Consider the following 25898-nt stretch of genomic DNA (forward strand, 5'->3'; position numbering starts at 1 on the left):
GTTTCGTATTGTTTATGGCGTGCAGTGCATTGCGTATAGCGTATTGTGATTGTCCGAAAAATCTCAATACGCTATACGCGGCAATATTCGTCGCTTGTCTTATGCCGAGCACGATACGCACTCATCGATAGTGGATTTGCGTGTACGTGTATAATACAACGACTTCAATCCTACCTTGTGCGCATAGATGTAGTAACGGGCCAAGTCACGCGTAGTGTCGCGGGAGTTGGTATGCAGGATGGTGGAGATACCCTGATCGACGTGCCGTTGGATAACGGAAACAAGCCGCAGCACTTTCATCTGATCCATATCATAGGCCGATTTATAATAGAAATAATTTTCATTGGTCAGGTATGGCATGGGATAATAGGTGGTGCTATCGCCATATTCGCGTACCTCAATGGTGTCAACTATCGGCATCACCGAAGCAGTGGCATTCATAATGTATGAAGTCGACTGGTTCGGCGCGATGGCAATGCGGTAGGCATGGTAGACGCCGTGCTCCTGTACTTGTTGCTTGAGCGCTTTCCAGTCTTCCTTAGTTGGGATGTCTATGCCTGCAAACAATTCACTTACTTTAATCGTGGTCGGGAAATAATCCTGATTAACGTATTTGTCAAAGTAGCTGCCGTCGGCATAAGCCGTTTTTTCGAATCCGGTAAACGTGGTTTTCCGTTCGCGGGCAATTTCCATAGACGCTTGCAGGGAATAATAATTGACCATCATGAAGAATACATTGGCAAAATCCAGTGCTTCTTCGCTTTCATACATGATGAAGTTCTTGGCCAGGTATCCATGCAGGTTCATTGCGCCTAAGCCCACGCTATGCAGTTCACGGTTGGCTTTTTGTATAGAAGGCACCATGGCAATATCCGTCACGTCTGATACCATCGTAAGCGCACGCATCGCAGTTTTCACGGCTTGCTCTATCCGTTTGTTATCCATCACGGTGGCGATATTGAGCGAGCCCAAGTTGCAGGAGATACCGTAGCGGATGGTGTCTTCTTGTCCGTATATGTTGATGTCAGACACTTCGGAAATCTGCATAATTTCCGTGCAGAGGTTCGAAAACTTGACTTTTCCAATCCCGTTCAGTGCATGCTGGCGATTAGCGTTTTCCTTGAAAAAGATGTAAGGGTAGCCACTTTCTTTTTGCGTTTGGGCGATTTTAACCAGTAGGTGACGGGCATTTATTTTCTTTTTCTTGATTTTTGGATTAGTGATGAGCTCGTCATACATCTCGTCCATGTCCAATTCATCGAGGTACTTGCCATATTCCTGCATGACCGTATGGGGATGTATCAGATAACATGGTTCATCCTTGGCTGCTAATTCCATGAATTTATCCGGAATAATCACGCCGATGGAAAGCGATTTGATGCGGACCTTCTCATCCACATTGATTTTCTTACAATCGAGAAACTCTTCGATGTCCGAATGGAAGATATTGAGGTATACGGCCCCCGCTCCCGGGCGTTGGCCGAGCTGATTGGCGTACGAAAAGGTATCCTCAAGGATCTTCATGATGGGTAGTACGCCGCCGGCACGTCCTTCTACACCCTTGATAGCTTCACCACGTGCACGGATTTTTGAAATGTTGAACGACACGCCACCGCCGATAGACGATAGTTTCATGGCTGAATCTACGGCGTAGCCAATGCCGTTGAGATTATCGCCGATTTCGTCAAGGAAGCAAGACACCAGTTCTCCCGAACGTTTTTTGCCCGCATTGAGGAACGTAGGCGTAGCCGGCTGGTATTCTTGATTGATGAGCAGCTCAGCATATTGCAAGGCGCGGTCCACGCCTTCATGACGCGCAAGAAACAAGGAAACGGCAGCAACACGATCTTCATAGCGTTCCAGGAATTTTTCGCCGGAGTCATCGCGCAGCGCATAGCTCTGGAAAAACTTGAAGGCGCTCATGAACGACGGAAATCGGAACTTCTTGGCATTTATGAAGTTGTACACCTGCTCCATCTCCTCAAAGGTAAACCACTCATAGAAATTGATGTAGTAATTGTTTTCGATGAGGTAGTCTATCTTTTCCTTTAAGGTATAAAAGAAAACGGTGTTTTTGTTTACATACTCCAGAAAGTAGGCGCGTACGGCTTCCTTATCCTTATGCAGGCTAAACTCGTCATCATGTTTGATCATGATTTCGTTATTGAGCAAAATCCAGCTCTTTGCTACGTCGTTTGTTACCATAGTGTTTCCTTGCTTTAATAATAGCGATAAATTCATTAACGTCTTCGTTGGTTCCCGATAGCTCAAATTTTAATGCCAACGGTATACCATATTCGGTTGCAATTTTGTCTCCGGCCACGGCGAAGTTCCGTCCCCAGTTTCGATTTCCACTCGAAGATACAGAAAGCAGGTATGGGCTTGCATACTGCAGGAAGTTTTTTGTCGTCTCCGGTATTTCCCCGAATCGGGTGGTAAACGTTACCAAATGCCCTTCCTGTCCCACTTCCATGTCCGGTTGGATTTTTTGAGTGGTCCATCCGGTTAATTCAGCCACCTTCTGCATAAACCGTTCCACATTCCCCGTTTTGCTATCATAATATATCCTCTCCATTTGCAGACCTTTTTAGATGGTAAACCCCCACATTATCGAGGGGGTCCTAATGTTTTGCCTTATAGCTCGTTTCAGTACTTCGATTTCGGTCTCCCTACTATTGTACAGTCAATGCCGATAGTTCCTCGGGTTTGAATCCGATGATGCGTTGCGTCTCTTGGTCGTGATTCAACACAATAACCGTAGGCACCGTGCGTACTTTATATTGAATGGCCAATTCCGGTTTGTCAAACGGATTTACTTTTTCATAAGTAATACCCTTGCGGTCGAGAAATTCCGACACTTGGTTGCAAGGCGCACAGTCATTTTTTTCGAATTTAATAATCCGTGTCATAGCAATACGATTTTTAATGTTCAAAACTGCCGGATCTGAAATGGTAGATTCCGATAATTACTGTTGTGACGGTTGGTAAGTTGTAGCCTTAGAACAAATATCAGCTATTTCGATTCAGTTAGGTAGCAATTGTTATCAACAGATGTTGAATTATTCACATTGTGGATAATCGATGTGGGTTTCGTTTTTTGCAAAAATCTGTCAGTCAATATTTTTGATTAATTCAATGAGCTATTTCGCTTGTGGGTGTGGATAATCCACACCTGACTTCGGTATGCTTCTTGATAAACAGTCAGCTTTGGCCAGTCTGGCCTACTGTGCGCTAGATGAGGTATTCAAAGAGCGTCGGATCCCTGTTGACTTCTTTAAAATCAAAGCGGTGGTCGCGCATGCGCTCGATTAACGCCGCATAGTCGGCCGCTTTTTGCAATTCGATACCCACTAAGGCCGGTCCCCGTTCGCGCTGCGTTTTTTTGATGAACTCAAAGCGGGTGATATCATCATGCGGCCCCAGCACTTCGTTGACAAACAGCTTAAGCGCTCCGGGACGTTGCGGGAAACGGACGATAAAATAATGCTTCAATCCTTCGTACAACAACGAGAGCTCTTTGATTTCGCCCATTCGGTCGATATCGTTGTTGCCGCCACTCAAGATGCATACCACCTTTTTGCCCCGGATTTTAGGTTGGTAAAAATCAAGCGCCGCTATGGCCAGCGCACCGGCCGGTTCGGCAACGATAGCATCTTTATTATACAATTCCAAAATGGTTGTGCATATCTTCCCTTCGGGGATGGGCTGCACATCATCGAGCAATTGGCTACAGTATTGATAGGTAAGGTTCCCGATACGCTTTACCGCGGCGCCGTCTACAAAACGGTTGATTTCGTTGAGCATCACGGGGGCACCGTGCGCCAATGCCGCCTTCATGGAGGCGGCACCTTGGGGTTCCACACCGTATAGTTGGATGCCGGGCACGGTTTCCCGCAGATAGGCCGCGACGCCCGCCGCCAGCCCGCCACCGCCGATGGGTAGGATGACGACGTCGGTATCCGGTTGGTCACTTACGATTTCCGTGCCTACGGTACCTTGGCCCTCAATGATATCCGGATCGTCAAACGGATGAATGAATGTCATGCCCTGTTCGGCACAGTAGGTCAGGGCCACCTGCTGGCAATCGTCGAAGGTATCGCCGGTCAGTACAATTTCGATATAGCCGTCGCCGAACATTTCGGTCTGGCTGATTTTTTGCCTAGGCGTAGGGCCGGGCATGAAAATGATTCCCTTTATTCCCAGTTTTTTGCAGGAATACGCCACGCCTTGCGCATGGTTGCCCGCGCTGGCGCAAACCACTCCTTTGATACGCTCGGCTTCCGTGAGCTTGCTGATTTTATTGAAGGCCCCACGGAGTTTATAGGAGCGCACGATTTGTAGATCTTCCCGTTTGAGGTATATCGACGCGTTATATTTTTCCGACAGCCGCTGGTTGTATTGCAAGGGAGTGCGGTTTACCACTCCCTTGAAACGTTCAGCAGCAGCATCAATTGCCTGTTTCATTGCGCAGGTGTTGCCGTGATCCCTTCGGGAAGCTTGACCTGAGCAGCCAGCCAATCACCGACTTCACTGGTTTTATAGGCTTTATTATTGGCGGCAAGATCTTCGGTGACGATGCCTTCGGCCAACGATTTGTTTACTACCGCCCGGATGAGTTCAGCCTCTTCCTTCAGGCCGAAAGCATCTTCAAATAGCATAGCCGCCGAAAGTACGGTAGCTAATGGATTGGCAATGTCTTTTCCGGCAGCTTGCGGATAGGAGCCATGTATCGGTTCGAAAAGGGAAGTATGTACACCGATGGAAGCTGATGGCATTAATCCCATGGATCCGGAGATGACGGAAGCCTCGTCGGTGAGGATATCGCCGAATAGGTTTTCTGTGATCAGCACATCGTATGACGATGGCCACTGTACCAGGCGCATCGCCACGGCATCCACAAACTCATAGCTGACTTCTACTTCAGGAAAATCTTTCTCCATGTCCTGTACGGTCTCCCGCCAAAGCCGCGAACTTTCCAGTACGTTGGCTTTATCCACGCAGCATAGTTTCTTTCGTCGGTTCATCGCCATCTCGAAGCCCAGCTTGGCCAGCCGTTTCACCTCGTCACGTGTATAGGTGCATGTATCAAAGGCCGTTTCGCCATTGTCTTTCCTGCCACGTTCGCCAAAATAGATGCCACCGGTGAGTTCGCGCAGGATAATTAAATCGGTTCCCTCGATACGTTCACGCTTCAGCGGCGAATTATCGATGAGGGAAGGAAAGGTAAATGTCGGGCGTACATTGGCAAAAAGACCGAGCTGCTTGCGCATTTTCAGCAGCCCTTGCTCAGGGCGTACCGGTGCTTTGGGGTCATTGTCATAACGAGGGTGACCAATAGCGCCGAACAGTACCGCGTCAGCAGCCAAGCAGATTTCATGGGTCGATTCCGGGTAGGGATCGCCCACTGCATCGATGGCCGCAGCACCGGTTAGTCCAAAGGTCCAATTTACGCGATGGCCAAATTTTTCAGCCACTGCATCCACAACTTTTACAGCCTGGCCAACCACTTCAGGACCGATGCCATCGCCGGGTAAAAGCGCAATATTCAATTCCATATTCATTCAATTAAAGTCGGTAATCCCCAGCCGGAAGCTCGGAGTCCGAAGCATAGAAAATTAAAGTACAAAAATATAAAACTTACGTAGGTATCACTTCGATTTGATCCACATTCAACACGATATTTAGCATTTTTTGCGTGGCCTTGATAGCCGATACGGTTTGGTCGGAATCCAACCCGCGCGTCGAGAAGGTGCGGTCGCCCGATTCCCAGGTAATTGTCGTCTCGCAGAGGGCATCCGAGCTGCTCCCCGGGGCAATGCGCACGTTATAATCAACCAGATTGGGCAAGTGAATGTCGTTCTTTGCATATGCCATGGTCAACGCATTCATAAACGCATCGAATTGGCCGTCGCCCTGCGCGTGTTCTTCAAATAGCTGGCCATTGATACGCACGGCAATCGTTGCCGATGGGCGCAGGCCTTTGGCGTGGGTCAACACGTAGGATTCCACGAGGATACGCTCCTCGTGAGCCTTGGTCGCCAGCACATCGGAAATGATGTAAGGCAGGTCTTCGGTAGTTACAGTCTCCTTCTTGTCGCCCAGTTCGATCACCCGTTGTGTTACCTTTTTTAAGTCTTCCTCATTCAGTTTCAGACCGAGCTCCTGCAGGTTTTTTTCGATGTTGGCTTTGCCGGATGTTTTTCCCAAGGCATACTTCCGTTTTCTGCCGAAGCGTTCGGGGAGTAAATCGTTGAAATAAAGGTTGTTTTTATTGTCGCCATCGGCGTGTATGCCGGCCGTCTGGGTGAAGACGTTGTCGCCGACGATTGGTTTATTTGCTGGTATCCGCACGCCGGAAAAATTTTCGACCAGCTTGCTCACGGTAAAAATGGCAGACTCGTTGATGCCGATTTCGACGTCAGCAAGAAAGTCATTAATGACAGCTACGGCGCTGGCAAGCGGAGCGTTGCCGGCACGTTCGCCCATTCCGTTTACGGTCAGGTGCAGTCCGTCGATGCCCGCTTTCACTGCTTCGAGGACGTTGGCTGTACCCAGGTCATAATCATTGTGGGCATGGAAATCCAAATGCGCCTGCGGAAAGCGGGCCCGTAATGCCGCGATATATTGATGAGTTTCGCCGGGGGTAAGCACGCCGAGGGTATCGGGCAGCATTATCCGGTTGACGGGCTGCGCGGTAAGGAAATCCAGGTATTGCAGCACATATTGTGGCGAGTGGCGCATGCCGTTGCTCCAATCTTCCAGATACACGTTGGTGGCAATTCCCGCTTGCGCGGCCCGGATGATGGCATCGGCAATTTCGTCGAAGTGCTGCTGTGGTGTTTTTCGCAATTGGTGGGTGAGGTGGTTCAGCGAACCTTTGGTCAGCAGATTTTGCACCTTCACGCCAGCCCGTTGCATCCAGGCCAGTGAAATCCCATTATCGACGAAAGTAAGTACCTCAACACTACCCAGGTATCCATTTTTGGAAGCCCAATTTGCGATGGCCTCCACCGCTTCAAATTCCCCTTGGGAAACCCGCGCAGAAGCTACTTCTACCCGATCTACCCGAAGTTCCTCCAGCAGCAGCTGCGCAATGGTAAGTTTTTCTGAAACCGAGAACGACACCCCCGAGGTTTGCTCCCCATCGCGGAGTGTCGTGTCCATGATTTCTAGTTTCCTGCTTTCCATGGCTATAACGGAAGGGTCTTTGCAAACGCTTGGATATCCGATTTGATATTGAGTAAGTAATCGATGTCATCGAAGCCGTTCATCATGTTACTTTTCTTGTAACTGTTAATTTCGAACGATTCATGCTCGCCGGTCGCCAATAGCGTGATGGTCTGTTCGGGGAGGCTTACTTCGAGCTCGGTATCCGGGTCGGCATAGACCACTGCGAAAATCCGTTCCAGGAACCCGGCACTGACTTGCACGGGCAACACACCGATGTTGAGGCAATTGTTTCGGAAAATATCAGCAAAAAAGCTAGATACTACACATCTGAATCCATAATCATAGATGGCCCATGCAGCGTGTTCGCGCGACGATCCCGAACCGAAGTTCTTACCCCCTATGAGGATTTTTCCCTTGTATGTAGGGTCGTTGAGCACAAAATCGGCCTTGGGCGTATTATCCGGGTTATAGCGCCAATCGCGGAACAGGTTGTCGCCAAAACCTACCCGCTCAGTAGCCTTCAAAAACCGGGCGGGGATGATTTGGTCGGTATCCACATTCTCAATGGGGAGCGGCACTGCTGTGCTTTTCAATATGTTAAAACTATCGTATGCCATGATGCTTATTGTAAAAAGGTTCTCGGATCGGTTACTTTACCGGTAATGGCCGCTGCGGCCGCTACTAATGGACTGGCGAGCAAGGTGCGCGCACCCGGACCTTGGCGGCCTTCGAAATTCCGGTTGGAGGTGCTTACCGCATATTTGCCGGCCGGAATTTTGTCTTCGTTCATGGCCAGGCAGGCTGAACATCCCGGTTGGCGTAGCGAAAAACCTGCTTCTGTAAGGATGTCGAGGATACCTTCCTGCTTTATCTGTTCTTCCACCACGTGCGAACCGGGGACCAGCCATACCGTTACGTCGTCTGCCTTACGTTTGCCCTTTACCAGGGATGCAAAGGCCCGGAAGTCCTCAATACGGCCATTGGTGCAGCTACCCACAAAGACATAGTCCACTTTCTTGCCCTGCATAGGTTCGCCTTCGTGGAAACCCATGTATCCGAGTGATTTCTCAAAGGTTGCCCTTGCTTCCTCCACTTGGGTTGCATTAGGAATTTCCTTCGTGATACCGATGCCCATGCCGGGGTTCGTGCCATAGGTAATCATCGGTTCGATTTCTGAACCATCGAATACCAATTCTTTATCAAAGACGGCACCTTCATCTGTTTTCAGGGTTTCCCAGTACGCCATTGCTTTGTCCCAGTCGGATCCTTTGGGACTGAACTCACGGCCCTTGATGTAATCAAACGTCGTCTGGTCTGGCGCAATCATTCCGCCACGAGCACCCATCTCGATACTCAGGTTACAGACCGTCATCCGGCCTTCCATGGTCATCTGTTCGAATACACTTCCGGCATATTCCACGAAGTGTCCTGTAGCGCCCGAGGTGGTAAGCTTGGAAATGATAAACAGGGCAACGTCCTTGGGCAGCACGCCTTTACCCAGTGTACCGTTGATGGTGATGCGCATTTTTTTCGGTTTCGGCTGCATGATACACTGGGAGGAAAGTACCATTTCCACCTCCGAAGTGCCGATGCCGAAAGCAATAGCGCCAAAAGCACCATGCGTAGATGTGTGGGAGTCACCGCAGACGATGGTCGCACCCGGTTGTGTAATGCCGTTTTCCGGCCCAATTACGTGTACAATGCCATTCTTGTAATGCCCCAAACCCCAGTGTCGGATACCGTATTCTTTGGTGTTTTCCTCCAACGCCTTTAACTGGTTGGCTGACAAGGGGTCTTGTACGGGGAGGTGTTGGTTGATGGTCGGCGTGTTGTGGTCAGCGGTAGCGAATGTCCGCTCGGGATATAATACGCGGATGCCACGTTTTCTAAGTCCCAGGAATGCCACGGGGCTGGTTACTTCGTGGATTAAGTGCCGATCAATAAATAACACATCGGGCCCCCCTTCAATCTTACGCACCACATGCGCATCCCATACCTTGTCAAATAATGTCTTACTCATTTCTTATATAGTTGTCGTTTTGTTTCTGCTTTTTAGCGCGCGGCTTCGGGCATTAAGCCTACCATTTATGGCTTACCGCCAAGCCTAAAGCCCACGCCTAAATAAACTTATTCAATGCATCCAGGTAAGCGTTTGCCGATGCCCGCACGATGTCCGTGCTAAAGCCGTATCCCATGTACGATTTATCGTCATAAACGACACGCATATCTACCTTGCTGACGTCGTCGCTGCCGCCATGGATAGAGTGGATGTTGAACTCTTTGATTTCTACGTGTTTGCCGATGATCTCCTCAATCGCCTTAATCGTCGCACTCACCGGGCCGTTGCCAACGGCCGTAGCAGCATGCTCCACACCATTGTAGTTTAGTCGGATAGTAGCCACAGGGGACTCTTGGTCACCGGTCTTAACCTTTAATGTATTGATGGCTAAGCCATTTTTGAAATTTTCTTCTATTTTGGCGCCCATCAGTTGCAGGAGGTCGTCGTCCTTCAGCTCTTTCTTTATATCGGCCAGTTCCAAAAAGCGCTGGTATACCTGATTCAAGTCAATCCGATCGATGGTATATCCCAGTCGTTCGAGGTGGTGCTTCAGCGCATGTCTGCCGCTGCGGGCAGTCAATATGATTTCAGATTGATCAATCCCGACATCTTCCGGGTTCATGATCTCATAATTCTCACGGTGCTTAAGCACGCCATCCTGGTGGATACCCGAGCTATGTGCGAAAGCGTTACGTCCTACGATAGCCTTATTGGGCTGTACGGGCATGCGCATCATGCGGCTTACCATCCCGCTTATCGGATAGAGTTGTTTCGTGTTGATGTGCGTGTGCAGACCGACGGAGGCGTGCGTTTTCAAGATCATGACCACCTCTTCCAATGATGTGTTGCCAGCGCGTTCGCCGATGCCATTAATGGTGCATTCGACCTGCCTTGCGCCATTTTGCAAACCGGCAATACTATTGGCTGTCGCCAATCCGAGGTCATTATGGCAGTGCACCGAAATAATGGCTTTATCAATATTTTTAACGTTTTCTTTGAGAAACCGGATTTTTGCCCCGTACTGCTCAGGAAGGCAATAACCGTTGGTATCGGGGATATTCACTACCGTTGCGCCGGCAGCAATCACTGCCTCAATCATCCGGGCCAGGTATTCATTGTCGGCCCTTCCGGCGTCTTCCGCATAAAATTCAATATCTTCAACAAATGTCTTGGCATACTTCACGGCTTCCACGGCCCGTTCCAGGATCGCCTCGCGCGTACTGTTGAATTTATATTTGATGTGCGTATCGGATGAACCGATGCCGGTATGGATACGGGGTCTTTTGGCATGCTTCAATGCTTCCGCCGCACAATCGATGTCGCCTTTATTTGCACGTGTAAGTGCGCAGATAACGGGCTCGCGGACCAATTTCGAAAGTTCCACGACGCTGGTGAAATCTCCCGGACTGGATATCGGAAAGCCTGCCTCGATGACGTCCACGCCCAAGGATTCCAGCGCTTCGCCGATGATAAGCTTTTCGGGGGTCGTCAATTGAGAGCCGGGCACCTGTTCGCCGTCGCGAAGGGTGGTATCAAAAATGTATATGCGGTTTGGATCGTGTAACATGGTTTTCCAATGTTTTTAAGGAGCGGCGCTTTCTTGAAAGCGCCGCTATAAAATGGTATTTAGCACTATTAAACTTCCGTAGGCTGGTTTTCAGGGCGCAGGCTGCGTACTGCGGCTCCTGCCTGCCACATCTCACTTTCCCGTAGCTCTTTCAGCTCCTCTTCCAATTTTTCCCGGTAATCCGGTTGGCTATTGCTATCGATGGAACGTTGTGATTCCTTGCCCGAAGCGACGCTTTCATAAAGTTCCTTAAAAACGGGAGCCGTAGCATCACGGAATTTCTTCCACCAATCGAGTGCACCACGCTGTGCTGTGGTGGAACAGTTGGCATACATCCAATCCATACCATTTTCGGCCACAAGCGGCATCAACGATTGTGTAAGCTCTTCGACGGTCTCATTGAATGCTTCGGAAGGGGAGTGTCCCTTGTCGCGCAATACTTGGTATTGTGCGGCAAAAATACCTTGGATGGCACCCATTAATGTGCCGCGTTCGCCGGTGAGGTCAGAATACACTTCTTTTTTGAAGTCGGTCTCGAATAAATAACCGCTTCCGACCGCAATGCCGAGTGCAATGACCCGATCGCGGGCTTTGCCTGTAGCATCCTGATAGATGGCGAAGCTCGAATTGAGGCCACGCCCTTCGAGGAACATCCGGCGCAACGAAGTGCCTGATCCTTTGGGGGCTACGAGGAATACGTCCACGTCTGGGGGCGGAATAATGCCCGTCTGCTCATTGAATGTGATGCCGAAGCCGTGTGAAAAATACAACGCTTTGCCTGCAGTGAGGTGTTTCTTTACCGTAGGCCACAATGCAATCTGTGCGGCGTCGCTCAATAGGTAGCAAATAATGGTTCCTTTTTCAAGGGCCTCTTCAATTTCAAATAGCGTTTCGCCAGGTACCCAGCCGTCAGCAACGGCTTTATCCCATGTTTTTGAGTCCTTCCGCTGGCCTACGATGACGTGAATACCGTTGTCTTTTTGGTTCAATGCTTGTCCAGGGCCTTGTACGCCATAGCCGATGACTGCTACAGTTTCATTCTTCAGTACTTCCTGAGCTTTCTCCAAAGGAAATTCTTCGCGGGTTACCACGTCTTCCACGACTCCCCCAAAATTGATCTTTGCCATTTTCTGCTTTTTGTTTTTACTTATTTAACTAGTTGATTTATAATCGCAGCACTTTTGGAAATGCAATGCTAAATTACGATTTTTTTTGTTTTTCCCCTTCCAATGTTCGCCGAATAGCCATGGCATATCCATAGTGGAGATTGTCATGCGCCAATGCGGCGGAAAGGACTTCCTCGATGGTGTTCATTTCAAGACCGTAAGTGGATGTAGCAAAGGGGCTGATGGTAGCGAATACCCCCTTGTTGTAGTCCGCTTCAATCTGCTGGATAGATGAAATAAGCTGCCCTTTCAGGGAATCCAACTCTTCGGCGCTAATCCACCTTTCGGGCTTAGTGCCCTTACCGTAATCGCTTGAATAAGGAATTTCGTAATCCGGGCTCACCTGCGTACGCCGGTAGCAAAGCCCAGGTGTACTGACCGCGATGTGGCCGAAATTCCATCCGATATTGTTCTTGAAACCGTCTGGAATTTCGTTGATTTCCTCGAGGGTCAGTTGTTCCAATAATTGGGCAAACACGGCCCTGGTCTGCCTGATGTATTTAAAAATGATTTGCTGATTCATGTAATCACGTAATCTTCTTCCGACTTTACATCGTAAACACCTTATCTTGCTTATCAAGGTACCTGTTTTCCACCACTTCCGCAGCGGGTTCAGCTTCCTCAAATTCTTTGAGCTTTTTGTGGAACCCTTCGCTGTCTTTGATGATGGCAATCCGGGCACTGCGCACAAACTCAATGAGGTTGTACTCGGCCAGCGCGTCAGTCAGCGCATCGATTTCTTCGCGGTGGCCCGCGGTCTCAAAGACGGTGTAATCATTGCGTATGACCACCGCACTGGCACCGTATTGGCGCAAGAGCCGTTCTACCGGTGCCTTTTCGGTTACGATTTCCGTTGGCACCTTATACAGTGCTTGTTCCTGCCAAATAACCTCGTCATTGGTGTTGTAGTACGCCTTAAGCACCTCTACTTGTTTTTCAATCTGCCGACAGAGTTTGCGTACCACGTCCTCCGTTTCTTCAATCACGATGGTAAAGCGGTGGATGCCCTCCGCTTCGGAAGGCGAGGTGTTCAGGCTTTCGATGTTGATCTTACGCCGTGAAAAGATAGCGGAGATGCGGCCAATCATGCCGATGCTATTCTCCGTATAGAGGGTGATGGTGTATTCCTGCTTTTCCATGACTTTAATTTGCTATCGTTGAAACTTTTGTTGCCCGTATGCGGAGCCGTTTATAATCCGCATACCACTTTTTCGCCCCCTTGTCTGCCTATTTCAATCGTATTTCAGATACGCTGCTGCCCTGCGGCACCATCGGGAATACGTTGTTTTCCTTGCCGACCATCACTTCCAGCAAATAAGCGCCGTCGTGATTGATCATGTCCTGTAAGGCTTGCTTGAGGTCCTTGCGTTCGTTCACGCTATGGCCGGCAATCCCATAGCCCTTAGCCACCGTCACAAAATCAGGGCTGGTGATGTTGACGAAGGAGTACCGCTTATCGTGAAAGAGTTGCTGCCATTGGCGCACCATCCCTAAAAAGGAATTGTTGAGGATAAGAATCTTCACTTTGGCACCGAACTGCATGATGGTGCCCAGTTCCTGGATGGTCATCTGAATGCCTCCATCGCCGATGATGGCCACGACGGTCCGGTCCGGCGTGCCGTGCCAGGCACCTATGGCGGCGGGCAGTCCGAAGCCCATCGTGCCGAGCCCCCCCGAGGTGACATTGCTTTTTGAACGATTGAACTTTGCATAGCGGCAGGCGACCATCTGGTGTTGCCCCACGTCTGTAACAATGACTGCGTCGCCGCCGGTGAGGTCGTTTAATATGTTGATAACTTCACCCATGGTCATGACATCCGTTTTGGGGTTCAGCTCCTCGCGGATGACTTCGTCGATCTCTTCCTGTTCCAGTTGGCGGAAGCGGCCGACCCAGTCGAGGTGCTTCCGTGCTTCCACCAGTTGGGTAAGTAAAGGGAGTGTTTCCTTGCAGTCTCCCCAAACCGGCACGGTGGTTTTTACATTCTTGTCGATTTCGGCGGGGTCGATGTCGAGATGGATAACCTTGGCCTGTTTGGCATATTTATCCAATCGGCCCGTTACCCGGTCATCGAAGCGCATGCCAATGGCAATGAGCACGTCACATTCGTTGGTAAGTACGTTTGGCGCATAATTACCATGCATGCCCAGCATGCCTACGTGTAGCGGGTGGTCCGTTTCCAGGGCACTGAGGCCCATTACCGTAGCGGCTGCGGGGATTCCTGTTTTTTCTATAAATGCCTTGAATTCAGCCTCCGATTTGCCCAAGATGATGCCTTGTCCGAAAAGTACAAATGGCCGTTCTGCTGCGTTGATGAGCGCCGCCGCCTGTTCAAGATATTCCCTGCGCACAATCGGTTTCGGCCGGTAGCTGCGGATATGGTTACAGACCTTGTATCCTTCGTATGCAAATAATTGCAGCTGTGCATTTTTCGTGATATCTATCAAGACCGGCCCCGGCCTGCCTGTACGGGCAATATGAAAGGCTTTTGCCAACGCCGTGGGGATTTCACAAGCGTCGGTCACCTGGTAATTCCATTTGGTCACAGGCGTGGTGATGTTGATAACATCCGTTTCTTGGAAAGCATCGGTACCCAATAAATGAGCGAATACTTGGCCCGTTATGCAAACGATGGGATTGCTATCAATCTGTGCATCAGCTAATCCGGTTACCAAATTGGTTGCGCCCGGGCCGCTGGTTGCAAATACCACGCCTACACGCCCCGACGTGCGCGCATACCCTTGCGCTGCATGGATGCCTCCTTGTTCATGCCGTACCAGGATATGTTTGAGCCTGTCGTTGTAATCATACAACGCATCGTATATCGGCATGATGGCTCCGCCCGGATAACCGAATATGGTATCCACGCCTTCTGCCAGCAATGCTTCAAGCACCGCTTGCGAACCGCTTAATTGTATCGATGCCTTTCCTTCCTGATGAGATGGTGTGGTGTTTTTCGTAATTTCCAGCGTGTTCATATTACGTTCTTTTTGCTAATTTGCTATGGCTACAGGCCGACGTTCAATGATGTATTGCTCACAGCCTACAGCGGATTGAAGATTCAACACTCGTCCGTCACGCAGCCGGCGGCCGCATCGGCTACCGTCTTTGCGTATTTATAGAGTACCCCCCTGGTTGCCTTGAGTGCCGGTTTTTGCCATTTTGCGCGGCGTTCGGCAATAATGTCATCAGGCACCTGAAGGGTGATGGTATTGTTTACAGCATCGATGACGATCGGATCGTCGTCTTCCACCAAGCCGATAAGCCCACCATCATAGGCTTCCGGTGTGATATGCCCAACCACGAAACCATGCGTTCCACCACTGAAGCGACCGTCGGTAATAAGGGCCACGCTTTTGCCCAATCCAGCGCCGATGATGGCGGAGGTGGGTTTCAGCATCTCCGGCATGCCGGGTGCGCCTTTGGGGCCTTCGTTTTTGATCACAACCACATCGCCACGCTTTACGCGACCGGATGCGAGTCCGGCAATCAGTTCTTTTTCCCCATCAAATACACGGGCCGGTCCTTCAAAACGTTCGCCTTCTTTGCCGGAGATCTTAGCCACGCTGCCCTTTTCGGCCAAGTTGCCATACAGGATTTGCAGGTGTCCTGTTGGCTTAATGGGGTTATCCAATGTTTGCACAATGGGTTGGTCAATTTCATCGATTGGAGTAACATCGGCCAGATTTTCGGCCAACGTTTGCCCTGTCACGGTAAGGCAGTTGCCGTGCAACAGGCCTTCGTTAAGCAGGTATTTCATCACAGCAGGTACACCGCCATATTGGTGCAGGTCTTGCATGAGGTATTTACCACTTGGCTTGAAGTCGGCCAGCACCGGCGTGGTATCGCTCATCCGCTGGAAATCATCTTGCGTGATGTCTACCCCCACACTTTTGCCGATGGCAATAAAATGCAGCACAGCGTTGGTGCTTCCACCCAATACGATGATTACCCGCAATGCATTTTCGAATGCTTCCCGCGTCATGATATCGGAGGGTTTGATGTCTCGTTCAAGCAGGATGCGTATGTATTTCCCCGCTTCCAGGCATTCTTTACGCTTTTCTTCGCTCATCGCGGGGTTGGAAGATGAATAGGGAAGGCTCATGCCCAGCGCTTCGATGGCAGCAGCCATGGTGTTTGCCGTATACATCCCCCCGCAGGCGCCTGCACCGGGGCAACTATTTTTGACAATGCCGATAAAATCTTCTTCAGATAAGTTTCCCGCAATCTTCTGGCCGAGTGCTTCGAAGGAGGAAATAATATTGAGATCCTGACCTTTATAATGGCCGGGTGCGATAGTGCCCCCGTATACCATGATCGAAGGGCGGTTAAGGCGTCCCATAGCCATGACGGATCCGGGCATGTTTTTGTCGCAACCGGGGATGGCGATGAGTCCGTCATAGTATTGGCCCCCGCAAATTGCCTCAATGCTATCGGCAATAATATCGCGGCTGACCAACGAATATCGCATGCCATCAGTGCCATTACTCATCCCGTCACTGACGCCAATTGTGTTGAAGATCAGGCCTACCAAGTTGTTGCCCCACGCGCCCTCTTTCACTACTTTAGCCAGATCATTAAGGTGCATGTTGCAGGTGTTGCCGTCGTAGCCCATGCTAGCGATACCCACCTGGGCTTTTTGCATGTCGTCATCCGTCAACCCGATGCCATAAAGCATGGCTTGAGCCGCGGGCTGGGTTTTGTCTTGTGTAAGTACTTTACTGTATTTGTTCAGTTCTGTTGTTTGTTTGGTTAGCATCGTTATATAATCACTTGATAATTTTCTTTTTCCAATGTCAGGTTTTTATAGGCCCGTTGTATTGTGGCACCAAGCGTATCCGTCCAATTTTCGGGAAAGCTTGCATCATCAATTCCAGCGATGCCTACGATACCGGTGGCTGTTCCGGTAAGAAAAGCGCTGTCGGCGGCCCGCAGCTCTTCCAGAGACAACGGCTTTTCCACCATGTCAATGTTGAGCGCCTTGCCAAGTTCCAAAACGGTTTGCCGCGTGATGCCCGGAAAAATATGGCCGGTGGGAGGGGTGTACAAGACCCCGTCCTTTTCGATAAACAGGTTGTTGCTCGAAGCTTGCGCGACATAGCCGTTGCTATCCAATAGAATAGCCTCGTCAAATCCCCGCTTGGTGGCTTCCGTCGTGGCTACGATAGAGGCTACATACTGACCAGCGATTTTAGCATCCGGCGGCATCGAATGAGGGTTTGGCCGTTGATGGGGCGACAACGATACCCGGATAAGCCCCGTGCCCAGAAAAGGCCCCCATTCCCATGCTGAAATAACGATACTTGAGTCGGTGGCCGGGGTCAAATACATGTTGTGCCCGGTGGTAACCAGCGGCCTGACATATGCGCTCCTCAGGTTGTTTTTGTCCAGAAGCTTATATGTTTTATCGACGAGGTAATCAATTTTCCAGGGAAACGCGATTCCCACAAGTTCGCAGGAGCGGCGGAGGCGATCATAGTGCTGCTCGGCTTTGAATAAACGTGTACCGTTATGCGTGTTGTAGGCCCTTATGCCCTCGATGGCCGAATAGCCATAGTGTAGCGATTGGCTGAAGAAATCCACTTTCGTGTCATCAGCTTTAACAAACTCGCCGTTCAAATAGGCCCATGTATCGTTGCCAAAATATCGCATATTCCGTTGACCTGAACTTGCCCAATTATGCTTTGCCATACCACTTGGATTTCTCCCTCAAATCCGCGATAGGTTCCTGTCCTTTTTTGACTTTATCAAGGTAGGATCTTTATTCTTATCAAGCAATAGCCGTCATTCATTTTTTTGAATAATAATATAATTCTATATATCGGTATTGTGTAGAATATTATTTCTTCAATATTGTTTTGTTCAGAATAATGTTTTTTTATTGATATACTAAAATCAGTTTCGGTATTCGGTTCACTTTTACGTTAGCACGTTAAATCTTGGTAAATTCTGCGTAAAATGGGGTTTGCCGTCCAAAAAGTTGCCAAAAAGAAAGCCCTCCGGCAGTGTTTACCGGAGGGCTTTCTTTTGTTGTTTTTATTGAATTTTATGTCGTTGTTATCCCTTCGGCAAGCACGGTGACGTTGTTGTGGATGACTTCCACAACGCCGCCGATAATGTTGATAATTTCTTCGCTTTTACCGGTACGGATAATGACTTTCCCATCTTCCAGCGTAGACACGATTGGTGCGTGATTTTCGAGCACTTCAAAGGAGCCGGCGGTGCCCGGTACGGTCACCGATGTCACTTCACCCTCGAAAACAGGTTTGTCCGGAGTAATAATTGTAAGTTTCATTAGACAGCCTCCGCCAACAGTTTCTTGCCTTTTTCAATGGCGTCTTCAATCGTACCGACCAGGTTGAAGGCTGCTTCAGGATACTCGTCTACTTCGCCATCGATAATCATGTTGAATCCTTTGATGGTATCCTTGATGTCTACCAGCACGCCTTTGAGCCCGGTGAACTGTTCGGCCACATGGAACGGCTGCGACAGGAAGCGCTGTACACGGCGCGCGCGGGCAACAACCAATTTATCTTCTTCCGAGAGTTCATCCATCCCGAGGATGGCGATGATATCCTGCAGTTCTTTGTAGCGTTGCAAGATTTCTTTCACCCGCTGTGCGGTGTTGTAGTGCTCTTCACCCAAAACCGCAGGACTCAATATCCGTGAAGTAGAGTCTAGCGGATCCACGGCCGGATAGATACCCAACTCGGCAATTTTACGGGAAAGCACCGTCGTAGCATCCAAGTGGGCAAAGGTGGTGGCCGGTGCAGGGTCCGTCAAGTCGTCTGCCGGTACGTATACCGCTTGGACAGACGTGATGGAGCCACGCTTCGTTGAGGTAATGCGTTCCTGCATAAGCCCCATTTCGGTGGCTAATGTCGGTTGGTACCCTACGGCTGACGGCATCCGGCCCAACAGGGCGGATACTTCCGATCCCGCTTGCGTGAAGCGGAAAATGTTGTCAATGAAGAAGAGGATATCCCGGCCGGCACCTTCGCCGTCACCATCGCGGAAATATTCGGCGATGGTCAACCCCGAAAGGGCCACTCGGGCACGTGCACCGGGAGGCTCATTCATCTGTCCGAAGACGAATGTGGCTTTGGAGTCCTTCAGTTCCTCGGCGTTCACTTTTTCCAGAGGCCATTCACCTTTTTCCATGCCCTCCATAAATTCTTCGCCATATTTGATAATCCCCGATTCCAGCATCTCACGGAGCAGGTCGTTACCCTCACGGGTTCTTTCGCCTACGCCTGCAAATACCGAAAGCCCGGAGTAGGCTTTTGCAATATTGTTGATGAGTTCCTGAATCAACACGGTTTTTCCTACGCCTGCGCCGCCGAACAAACCGATTTTACCACCTTTGGCATAAGGCTCTAACAGGTCGATTACTTTAATGCCGGTAAAAAGTACTTCGGTTTCGGTGGAAAGGTCTTCAAATTTCGGGGGGGTGCTGTGAATGCTGCGCCCGTCAGTTTTGTCAAGCTCTTGAATGCCGTCGATGGCGTCTCCCACTACGTTGAATACACGCCCTTTGATGCCTTCACCCACCGGCATTTTGATAGGAGCACCCGTATCGACAACCTTCATGCCGCGGGTCAAGCCTTCGGTGCCGTCCATCGCGATGGTGCGGACGCGCTCTTCACCCAGATGCCGCTGAACCTCCAGCACAATACGTTGACCGTTTTCTTTCTCGATTTCCAACGCATCATAAATCTTCGGAAGTTTGGCGTTTTCAGAGAAACTTACATCGACCACAGGGCCGATAATTTGGGCTATTTTTCCAATATTGGACATATTATCAGGGACTAAAATTTTATAAACCAATGTAATAAAGGCAAAATACGGACCTTAATTTTGGACTGCAAAAATACGCTTTAAAGAATTAAAAGCAAATTTAAATGCAAAGAATTATCGGCCGATAACAGTGGGGGTACGCGTGGCGCGGCAAAAAGGCTATCAGCGTCATTTGCTGAATGTTTCCGGGTGCGGCAGCGGGTCAGAAAGCGTGCGGACAAGTGACACCGGATGCCTCGATTAAGGAACATGCGGTATCAGTCCGCTTGCCGATCCGCACCCTGCCCGGCCAGCATCCAACCGGGGCATTCTGGAACGAGCTTACTCACGATTTTCTTGGCGCTTGGGGAAGCGTACCGATGGCGGTCCACATGCCCTTTCCCCCGAAAGTCATCGGGCTAAGGCAAAGCTCGGAGACTTTCAAGCCCGTTTTCCTAACAATTTGTACTTCATGTTTCAACGATTTGTTTTGATAATTGAATAAACGCAAGCTTTCGCCATAAAGATAGGTTTAGCAGGTTTCTTGTTGGGCAACGATATAGGCCGCTGTTTGTTTGCAACTATACGCGCCCTGTCGTCCAATAGCATTAAGTAAGCGTAAGCGCGAAATTTTGGTTAGGGATAGTATCGTCCAAGCTGTTCCACGATGGCTTTTCTTAGCGCCAAGGGCTCAATGATGCCGGCTTGCCGGTAAACGATTTCGCCTTCCGGTGAAACAAGTATGGTATAGGGGAGAGCGCCCTGCCATTCTTCGTCCACCGCCTCAATGAGGTCGTATTTGTTTTCGTCGCCAAATAAGAAATTGCGGTTACTGGCATATTTTTGCCGCAAGAATGTGTGCACTTTGTCGGCCGATTTTTTGGCGTCAAGCGAAATCGTGACAAAGTCGAAGTCGCGGTGGCGGTACATTTTGTCGGTTTCCACAAGTGCCGAAAACTCAGCCACGCAGGGCCCACACCACGTTGCCCAGAAATTGATCAAGCGGTATTTTCCTGAATTGTTTTGAAGTACAGCTTTCAGTGTATCCATATTGGCTGCTACCAAGGTCACTGGTTCTTTTTTCCATTCTTCTGCCTCGCGGGTTTTCCAGTCTGTTTTAGATTTCCACTTTACGGAGCACCCGAATGTCCTGGTGGTGGCCGTTGTCACCGGTTTTTCGGCGAGCAGCTCATCCACCGCATTTCGCAAATCGAATGTTTTGGCCCTGCCGATGTGTTCATCATCATCAATGCGCCCCGCATAGCGCAGGATACGTTCTTCGTCAAATACAAAGGCATGTGGCGTGGTGGCGGGTCCATATTGAACCGATGCTTGTTGGTCTTCGCCGTCATAGAGGTACGGAAAATTATAGCCTTTCTCTTTATGGCGTATTTTCATCTCTTCGAAACTGTCGCTCAGGTCGGTATAACCCAGTTCATCCAGCCGGATGGCGGCATCCGAATTGGGGCTGATGGCGACCACCTGCACGTCTTTGGGTTTGTAAGCCGCCGTAAACTCGATAATGCGATCTTCGTACGCCTGGGCTGTAGGGCAATGGTTGCACGTGAAAATAATGACCAGCAACCTGGCATTCTTAAAACTCGCCAGCGTATAGGTTTTATCGTCCACGCCCTTCAAACTGAAGTCCGGAGCTTTGACACCGATCGGGAGCGGCTTGGGATCGTCTGCAAAGGCCATCGAAGTCGATGCCGCAACTAAGGCCAATAAAAAAACAATGTTCTTGGATGGCTTCATAACTGGAAAGGATTATAATATATACAAATTTAGGTAAAATTGGTTTACGATCTGCCAGAATGCCTACAAAACTTGCTGTCTGGTCGAACGGAATTTACCCTTAGCCAGCCCTTACGCTAACTATACCCTAAATATCCTACCAATATCCCCATGCCATAACATGGAGTTTAGCCGGTGTTTACTCGGATTCATCCGAACAAAACCCGACTGAATCCGAATAAACTCCAAGGAATACCGAGCGCTAAGCCGACTATAGCGCAGTAAAGTACACGAAGTAGGGGGAGGGGGACTAGCCCAACCGTTTGTTGAGCTCGTCCTGTAGCTGCCGCTTGAGTTTCTGTTCCTTTTCCAGCGCTTTCTTGCGGTGCTGATCAAATTCCGCTTGGAGTTCTTCGATAGCCTTCTGGATATCGCGCATCACCACATGACTTTGGTTATATCGGTAAACGTAAAAAATCAGTGCGATAGCCAATAAGAGGACAATTCCCCACATGATTAGGCTGTATGTGTCTTTCTGAAGCGACAGACCAAGAAAGGAAAAGCTATCTTTTTGCTGCTGGGCATCACGTAGCTCATTTTTGACTTGCGTGAGTGAGTCAGCCATCGCGTCTACTTGCGCCTGCTGATCACCGTCTTTTGCCTTTAAATCAGCAATTTCCTTACTTAACGCTTTGATGGTGTCGGCAACATTTTGCCGTATCCGCTCCAAGTTCGCTTGGCGAACATGCTCAATACCATCCTGTGTCTTCGAAATCGCATAGAGATAGATAAATTGGCTGTCTATTGTTCCACTTGTGAGCGATCCTTTAGGGGGTTCCCTCCGCGTTGGTGTTTGACCAAATACATCTCCTACCGAAATTAAAGCAACCAGCACGGTCAGCAATGCAATGTTTTTCATGTTCGTTAGCTCTTGTTAAATTATGTTTCCAACTATAAGAACACGATATTACGGTAATTATTGTTAAATTGGAAATCGAACCGCATAAAATTGATCAACGTTTGGTGTAAACATGACAGCACATAACAGTTCATTTTTCCATCTTTTCTAACTTGCGCCATCATTAATGACCAATTAACCATATCGTTATGCAAGCATTAGCGGGGGTAATTTTTCACTTCATCGGAGGATTTGCATCGGGAAGTTTTTATGTGCCCTATAAAAAAGTAAAGGGGTGGGCATGGGAAAGTTTCTGGATCGTCGGTGGATTATTTTCGTGGCTTATTGTTCCGCCGTTGGCCGCATACCTCACCATTCCGGATTTCGCGAGCATCATCCGGCAGGCCGATAACAGCACAATCGGCTATGCCTATCTTTTTGGTCTGCTTTGGGGTATCGGTGGTCTTACGTATGGGTTGGGAGTCAGGTATTTGGGAGTGTCGCTTGGCAGCAGTATTATTCTCGGATTAACGATGGTGTTCGGTTCGTTAGTTCCATCGATATTTTATTACGTCAATGGCAGTGAAGGCAAAGAAACCATCGATCTGTTTTTTTCCACGGCATCGGGCCGGACGGTTCTGCTCGGCTTGGCTGTCTGTGTGCTGGGCATCTACCTATGCGGCAGGGCAGGCGTGCTGAAGGAAAGGGAACTAACGGGTGCGCTGGCAGACGCCAGCGGGAACAAAGATTACCAGTTCGGCACGGGATTGTTGGTGGCCATTGTTTCGGGGGTTTTGAGTGCATGTTTCAATTTTGGGTTAGAAGCGGGAAAACCCATGGCACATGTGGCCAACGATCTGTGGAAGGCGGATCATCCTGCGCAAGGTGAGTTTTTATTTCAGAACAATGTGACGTATGTGGTCGTACTTTGGGGTGGACTTACGACTAATTTTTTGTGGTGCATGTTTCTCAATGTAAAGAATAGAACCTTTGGCGATTATGTAAACCCGCGTGTGCCTATCGGTCGAAATATCTTGTTCTGTGCCTTGGCAGGCACGACATGGTACCTGCAGTTTTTCTTTTATGGCATGGGAGAAAGCCGATTAGGAAACGGGGCGAGCTCCTGGATACTGCATATGGCATTCATCATTCTCATTGCTAATGCCTGGGGGGTAGTTTTAAAGGAGTGGAAAGGAGTAAGCAAGCGGACCTACGCCACCATCATCGGGGGAATCGCCGTGATCATCCTGTCCATTCTGTTGGTCGGGTTTGCAAGGACGCTGGAACCGTAGTTGGGCGCCGGGCGCATGGAACCGATGGGCGAATGTCGGCAGCCAAAGAGAATACAAACGAAGTAAATTAACGAAAACAATATAAAAGCGTATGTCTGGAATTATCGGAAAAGAATCATTCAAGCATGTTAGTTATTTGTGGGATGATGCCAAAGCAGCTGAACTGGAAGGCGATGAAGTAGCACTGTTGCTTTATCGCTCCAATTTATTGGGGGCTGATTTAAGGCTTACCAACTATGGAGGCGGGAACACGTCCTGTAAAGCCATGGCTAAAGATCCACTGACAGGGCTCGATACGGAGGTGATGTGGATTAAGGGCTCCGGTGGCGACATCGGCACCCTTACACGCAGTGGGCTTGCCGCCCTTTATGTAGATCGGCTGAGAAGCCTTGAGCACGTTTACCGCGGACTTGAGCATGAGGATGAAATGGTTGAACTGTTTAACCACTGCATCTATGACCTCGCGTCCAAGGCGCCGTCGATTGATACCCCCTTGCATGGATTTCTACCGTTCAAACATATCGACCATTTGCATCCTGACGCCGCAATAGCCATTGCCGCAGCCAAAGATGGCCAGCGCATTACACAGGAGCTTTTCAACGGCGAAATCGGTTGGGTAGGGTGGCAGCGGCCGGGTTTTGACCTCGGTTTGAAGCTGAGGCAGTGTCTGGATGAAAACCCAGGTATCCGCGGCATCATGCTGGGTTCGCATGGCCTATTCACCTGGGGCAATACGGCCTACGAAAGTTATGTAAACACGCTGACGGTTATTGAACGCTGCGCGGAATACCTGGAGGCAAACTATGGTAAAAAACGGCCGGTTTTCGGCGGAACAAAAATCGCCGCTATTCCGGAGGGCGACCGAAAGAAGCAAGCGGCAGCACTGGCGCCGGTACTCCGCGGATTCTGCTCCTCTGAACGTCATATGGTGGGGCATTTTACGGACGATGAACGGGTGCTGGAGTTCATCAACTCCAACGATCTTGACCGACTGGCTCCCATGGGCACCAGTTGCCCGGATCATTTCTTGCGCACAAAAATCAGCCCATTGGTGCTGGATTTGGCACCGGATGCTGATCTGACCGACGTAGCGGCACTGAAAGCCCGGTTAGCGCCTGCTTTTGACGTTTACCGGTCCATGTATAAAGAATATTATGAAGCCTGCAGGCATCCCAATAGCCCGGCAATGCGCGATCCCAACCCTGTCATTATTCTCTATCCGGGTATCGGTATGTTTTCGTTCTCCAAAGACAAACAGACCACCCGCGTGGCCGCTGAATTTTACGTCAACGCCATCAACGTGATGAAAGGGGCGGAGGCCATATCGGAATATACCGCATTGCCACGGCAAGAGGCATTTAATATCGAATATTGGTTGCTTGAAGAGGCTAAGTTACAGCGCATGCCCAAACCTAAGCCATTGTCAGGCCGAATAGCCTTGATCACGGGCAGTGCGGGGGGCATTGGCAAGGCTATTGCCCGTAAATTTGTTCAGGAAGGCGCGGTGGTGGTCCTCAACGACCTGAATGCGGAGCGGCTGGAGGGTGCAGGCGAGGAGTTCAACGCCGCATTTGGGAAGGATGCCTATACAACCGCATTACTGGATGTTACCAAGGAAGGTCAAATCCGGCAGGCCTTTGATGCAGCGGCGCTGGCCTTCGGGGGAGTGGATATCGTAGTGAACAATGCCGGATTGTCCATCTCCAAGTCCATTGAAGAACATACGCAAGCGGATTGGGATTTACTTTATGACGTCTTGGTCAAGGGTCAGTTTTTAGTCACCCAAGCTGCCGTACGGGTGCTCAAAAAGCAGGCTATCGGTGGCGATATCATTAACATCGTAAGCAAAAATGCGTTGGTAAGCGGGCCCAACAATGCCGGGTATGGCTCGGCGAAGGCAGCGCAGCTGCACCTCAGCCGGTTAAACGCAGCGGAGTTGGGGCCCGATAAAATCCGTGTAAACGTGGTCAACCCCGATGCAGTCATCAGTGACAGCAACATTTGGGCCGGCGGTTGGGCGGAGGGACGCGCAAAAGCATATGGTATCTCTGTGGAGGAATTACCGGCCTATTATGCAAAGCGGACCCTGCTGAATGAGGTCATTCTGCCTGATGATATCGCAAATGCCTGTTTTGTCCTGGTCGGGGGGCTGATGACTAAGTCCACGGGCAATGTGCTCAATGTGGATGGCGGTGTAGCCATGTCGTTTGTACGTTAGATTATCTTTTTTTAACAGAA

Annotated in this window: 21 protein-coding genes; 2 read left to right on the plus strand and 19 right to left on the minus strand. The window is 49.7% G+C overall.

Annotation, left to right across the window (positions count from 1 at the left end; genetic code table 11):
- Positions 1-99: 99 nt before the first annotated feature.
- The 19 genes from nrdE to JHJ32_RS08870 form a co-directional block, all read right to left on the minus strand.
- Positions 100-2205 (minus strand): class 1b ribonucleoside-diphosphate reductase subunit alpha, encoded by a 2106-nt coding sequence (gene nrdE / locus JHJ32_RS08780; RefSeq protein ID WP_200120738.1) that lies wholly within the window; start codon positions 2203-2205, stop codon positions 100-102.
- Positions 2162-2575: a class Ib ribonucleoside-diphosphate reductase assembly flavoprotein NrdI gene (gene nrdI / locus JHJ32_RS08785; RefSeq protein WP_200120739.1), complete on the minus strand. Its 414-nt coding sequence runs from the start codon at positions 2573-2575 to the stop codon at positions 2162-2164. The genes nrdE and nrdI overlap by 44 nt, the downstream gene beginning before the upstream one ends.
- Positions 2576-2672: 97 nt before the next feature.
- Positions 2673-2909: a glutaredoxin family protein gene (locus JHJ32_RS08790; RefSeq protein ID WP_079715207.1), complete on the minus strand. Its 237-nt coding sequence runs from the start codon at positions 2907-2909 to the stop codon at positions 2673-2675.
- Positions 2910-3231: 322 nt separating this feature from the next.
- Positions 3232-4464 (minus strand): threonine ammonia-lyase IlvA, encoded by a 1233-nt coding sequence (gene ilvA / locus JHJ32_RS08795; protein ID WP_079715208.1) that lies wholly within the window; start codon positions 4462-4464, stop codon positions 3232-3234.
- Entirely contained in the window at positions 4461-5555 is a 1095-nt protein-coding gene (leuB, locus tag JHJ32_RS08800) for a 3-isopropylmalate dehydrogenase (protein ID WP_079715399.1), read from the minus strand. The genes ilvA and leuB overlap by 4 nt, the downstream gene beginning before the upstream one ends.
- Positions 5556-5637: 82 nt before the next feature.
- Entirely contained in the window at positions 5638-7188 is a 1551-nt protein-coding gene (locus tag JHJ32_RS08805) for an alpha-isopropylmalate synthase regulatory domain-containing protein (RefSeq protein ID WP_079715209.1), read from the minus strand.
- A 2-nt stretch (positions 7189-7190) separates the two neighbouring features.
- Positions 7191-7787 (minus strand): 3-isopropylmalate dehydratase small subunit, encoded by a 597-nt coding sequence (leuD, locus tag JHJ32_RS08810; protein ID WP_079715210.1) that lies wholly within the window; start codon positions 7785-7787, stop codon positions 7191-7193.
- Positions 7788-7792: 5 nt separating this feature from the next.
- On the minus strand, positions 7793-9190 hold the full coding sequence (gene leuC, locus JHJ32_RS08815) for a 3-isopropylmalate dehydratase large subunit (RefSeq protein ID WP_200120740.1): 1398 nt from the start codon (positions 9188-9190) through the stop codon (positions 7793-7795).
- 97 nt (positions 9191-9287) lie between these two features.
- The gene (locus JHJ32_RS08820) at positions 9288-10796 is read right to left on the minus strand and encodes a 2-isopropylmalate synthase (protein ID WP_200120741.1); all 1509 of its coding nucleotides are present in this window, start codon (positions 10794-10796) and stop codon (positions 9288-9290) included.
- Between the two features lie 68 nt (positions 10797-10864).
- Positions 10865-11923 (minus strand): ketol-acid reductoisomerase, encoded by a 1059-nt coding sequence (ilvC, locus tag JHJ32_RS08825; protein WP_079715213.1) that lies wholly within the window; start codon positions 11921-11923, stop codon positions 10865-10867.
- A 73-nt stretch (positions 11924-11996) separates the two neighbouring features.
- Positions 11997-12485 (minus strand): DinB family protein, encoded by a 489-nt coding sequence (locus JHJ32_RS08830; protein ID WP_200120742.1) that lies wholly within the window; start codon positions 12483-12485, stop codon positions 11997-11999.
- Positions 12486-12510: 25 nt separating this feature from the next.
- Positions 12511-13101, minus strand: coding sequence for an acetolactate synthase small subunit (gene ilvN, locus JHJ32_RS08835; protein WP_079715214.1), 591 nt, complete (start codon positions 13099-13101; stop codon positions 12511-12513).
- Between the two features lie 88 nt (positions 13102-13189).
- Positions 13190-14938: a biosynthetic-type acetolactate synthase large subunit gene (gene ilvB, locus JHJ32_RS08840; RefSeq protein ID WP_200120743.1), complete on the minus strand. Its 1749-nt coding sequence runs from the start codon at positions 14936-14938 to the stop codon at positions 13190-13192.
- 83 nt (positions 14939-15021) lie between these two features.
- Positions 15022-16719 carry a dihydroxy-acid dehydratase gene (gene ilvD / locus JHJ32_RS08845; RefSeq protein ID WP_200120744.1) on the minus strand — a complete coding sequence of 566 codons (1698 nt, stop codon included), beginning with the start codon at positions 16717-16719 and terminating at the stop codon, positions 15022-15024.
- A gap of 2 nt (positions 16720-16721) precedes the next feature.
- A complete protein-coding gene (gene ilvE / locus JHJ32_RS08850; protein WP_233632568.1) occupies positions 16722-17651 on the minus strand; it encodes a branched-chain-amino-acid transaminase in 930 nt (309 codons plus the stop codon).
- A gap of 355 nt (positions 17652-18006) precedes the next feature.
- Positions 18007-18255, minus strand: coding sequence for an ATP synthase F1 subunit epsilon (gene atpC / locus JHJ32_RS08855; RefSeq protein ID WP_079715217.1), 249 nt, complete (start codon positions 18253-18255; stop codon positions 18007-18009).
- Entirely contained in the window at positions 18255-19757 is a 1503-nt protein-coding gene (atpD, locus tag JHJ32_RS08860; protein WP_079715218.1) for a F0F1 ATP synthase subunit beta, read from the minus strand. Before atpD ends, atpC begins: the two co-directional genes overlap by 1 nt.
- A gap of 615 nt (positions 19758-20372) precedes the next feature.
- Positions 20373-21491, minus strand: a complete 1119-nt coding sequence (locus tag JHJ32_RS08865) for a redoxin family protein (protein WP_200120745.1) — start codon at positions 21489-21491, stop codon at positions 20373-20375.
- Positions 21492-21780: 289 nt separating this feature from the next.
- Complete coding sequence (locus JHJ32_RS08870) at positions 21781-22389, minus strand: hypothetical protein (protein ID WP_079715220.1); 609 nt, start codon at positions 22387-22389, stop codon at positions 21781-21783.
- A 188-nt stretch (positions 22390-22577) separates the two neighbouring features.
- Between JHJ32_RS08870 and rhaT the strand changes: the two genes are divergently transcribed.
- Both rhaT and JHJ32_RS08880 read left to right on the plus strand, forming a co-directional pair.
- Entirely contained in the window at positions 22578-23660 is a 1083-nt protein-coding gene (rhaT, locus tag JHJ32_RS08875; RefSeq protein ID WP_200120746.1) for an L-rhamnose/proton symporter RhaT, read from the plus strand.
- A 91-nt stretch (positions 23661-23751) separates the two neighbouring features.
- Complete coding sequence (locus JHJ32_RS08880) at positions 23752-25878, plus strand: bifunctional aldolase/short-chain dehydrogenase (RefSeq protein ID WP_079715222.1); 2127 nt, start codon at positions 23752-23754, stop codon at positions 25876-25878.
- Positions 25879-25898 lie beyond the last annotated feature (20 nt).

It is taken from the genome of Parapedobacter sp. ISTM3 (assembly GCF_016533505.1).
Lineage (GTDB): Bacteria > Bacteroidota > Bacteroidia > Sphingobacteriales > Sphingobacteriaceae > Parapedobacter > Parapedobacter luteus.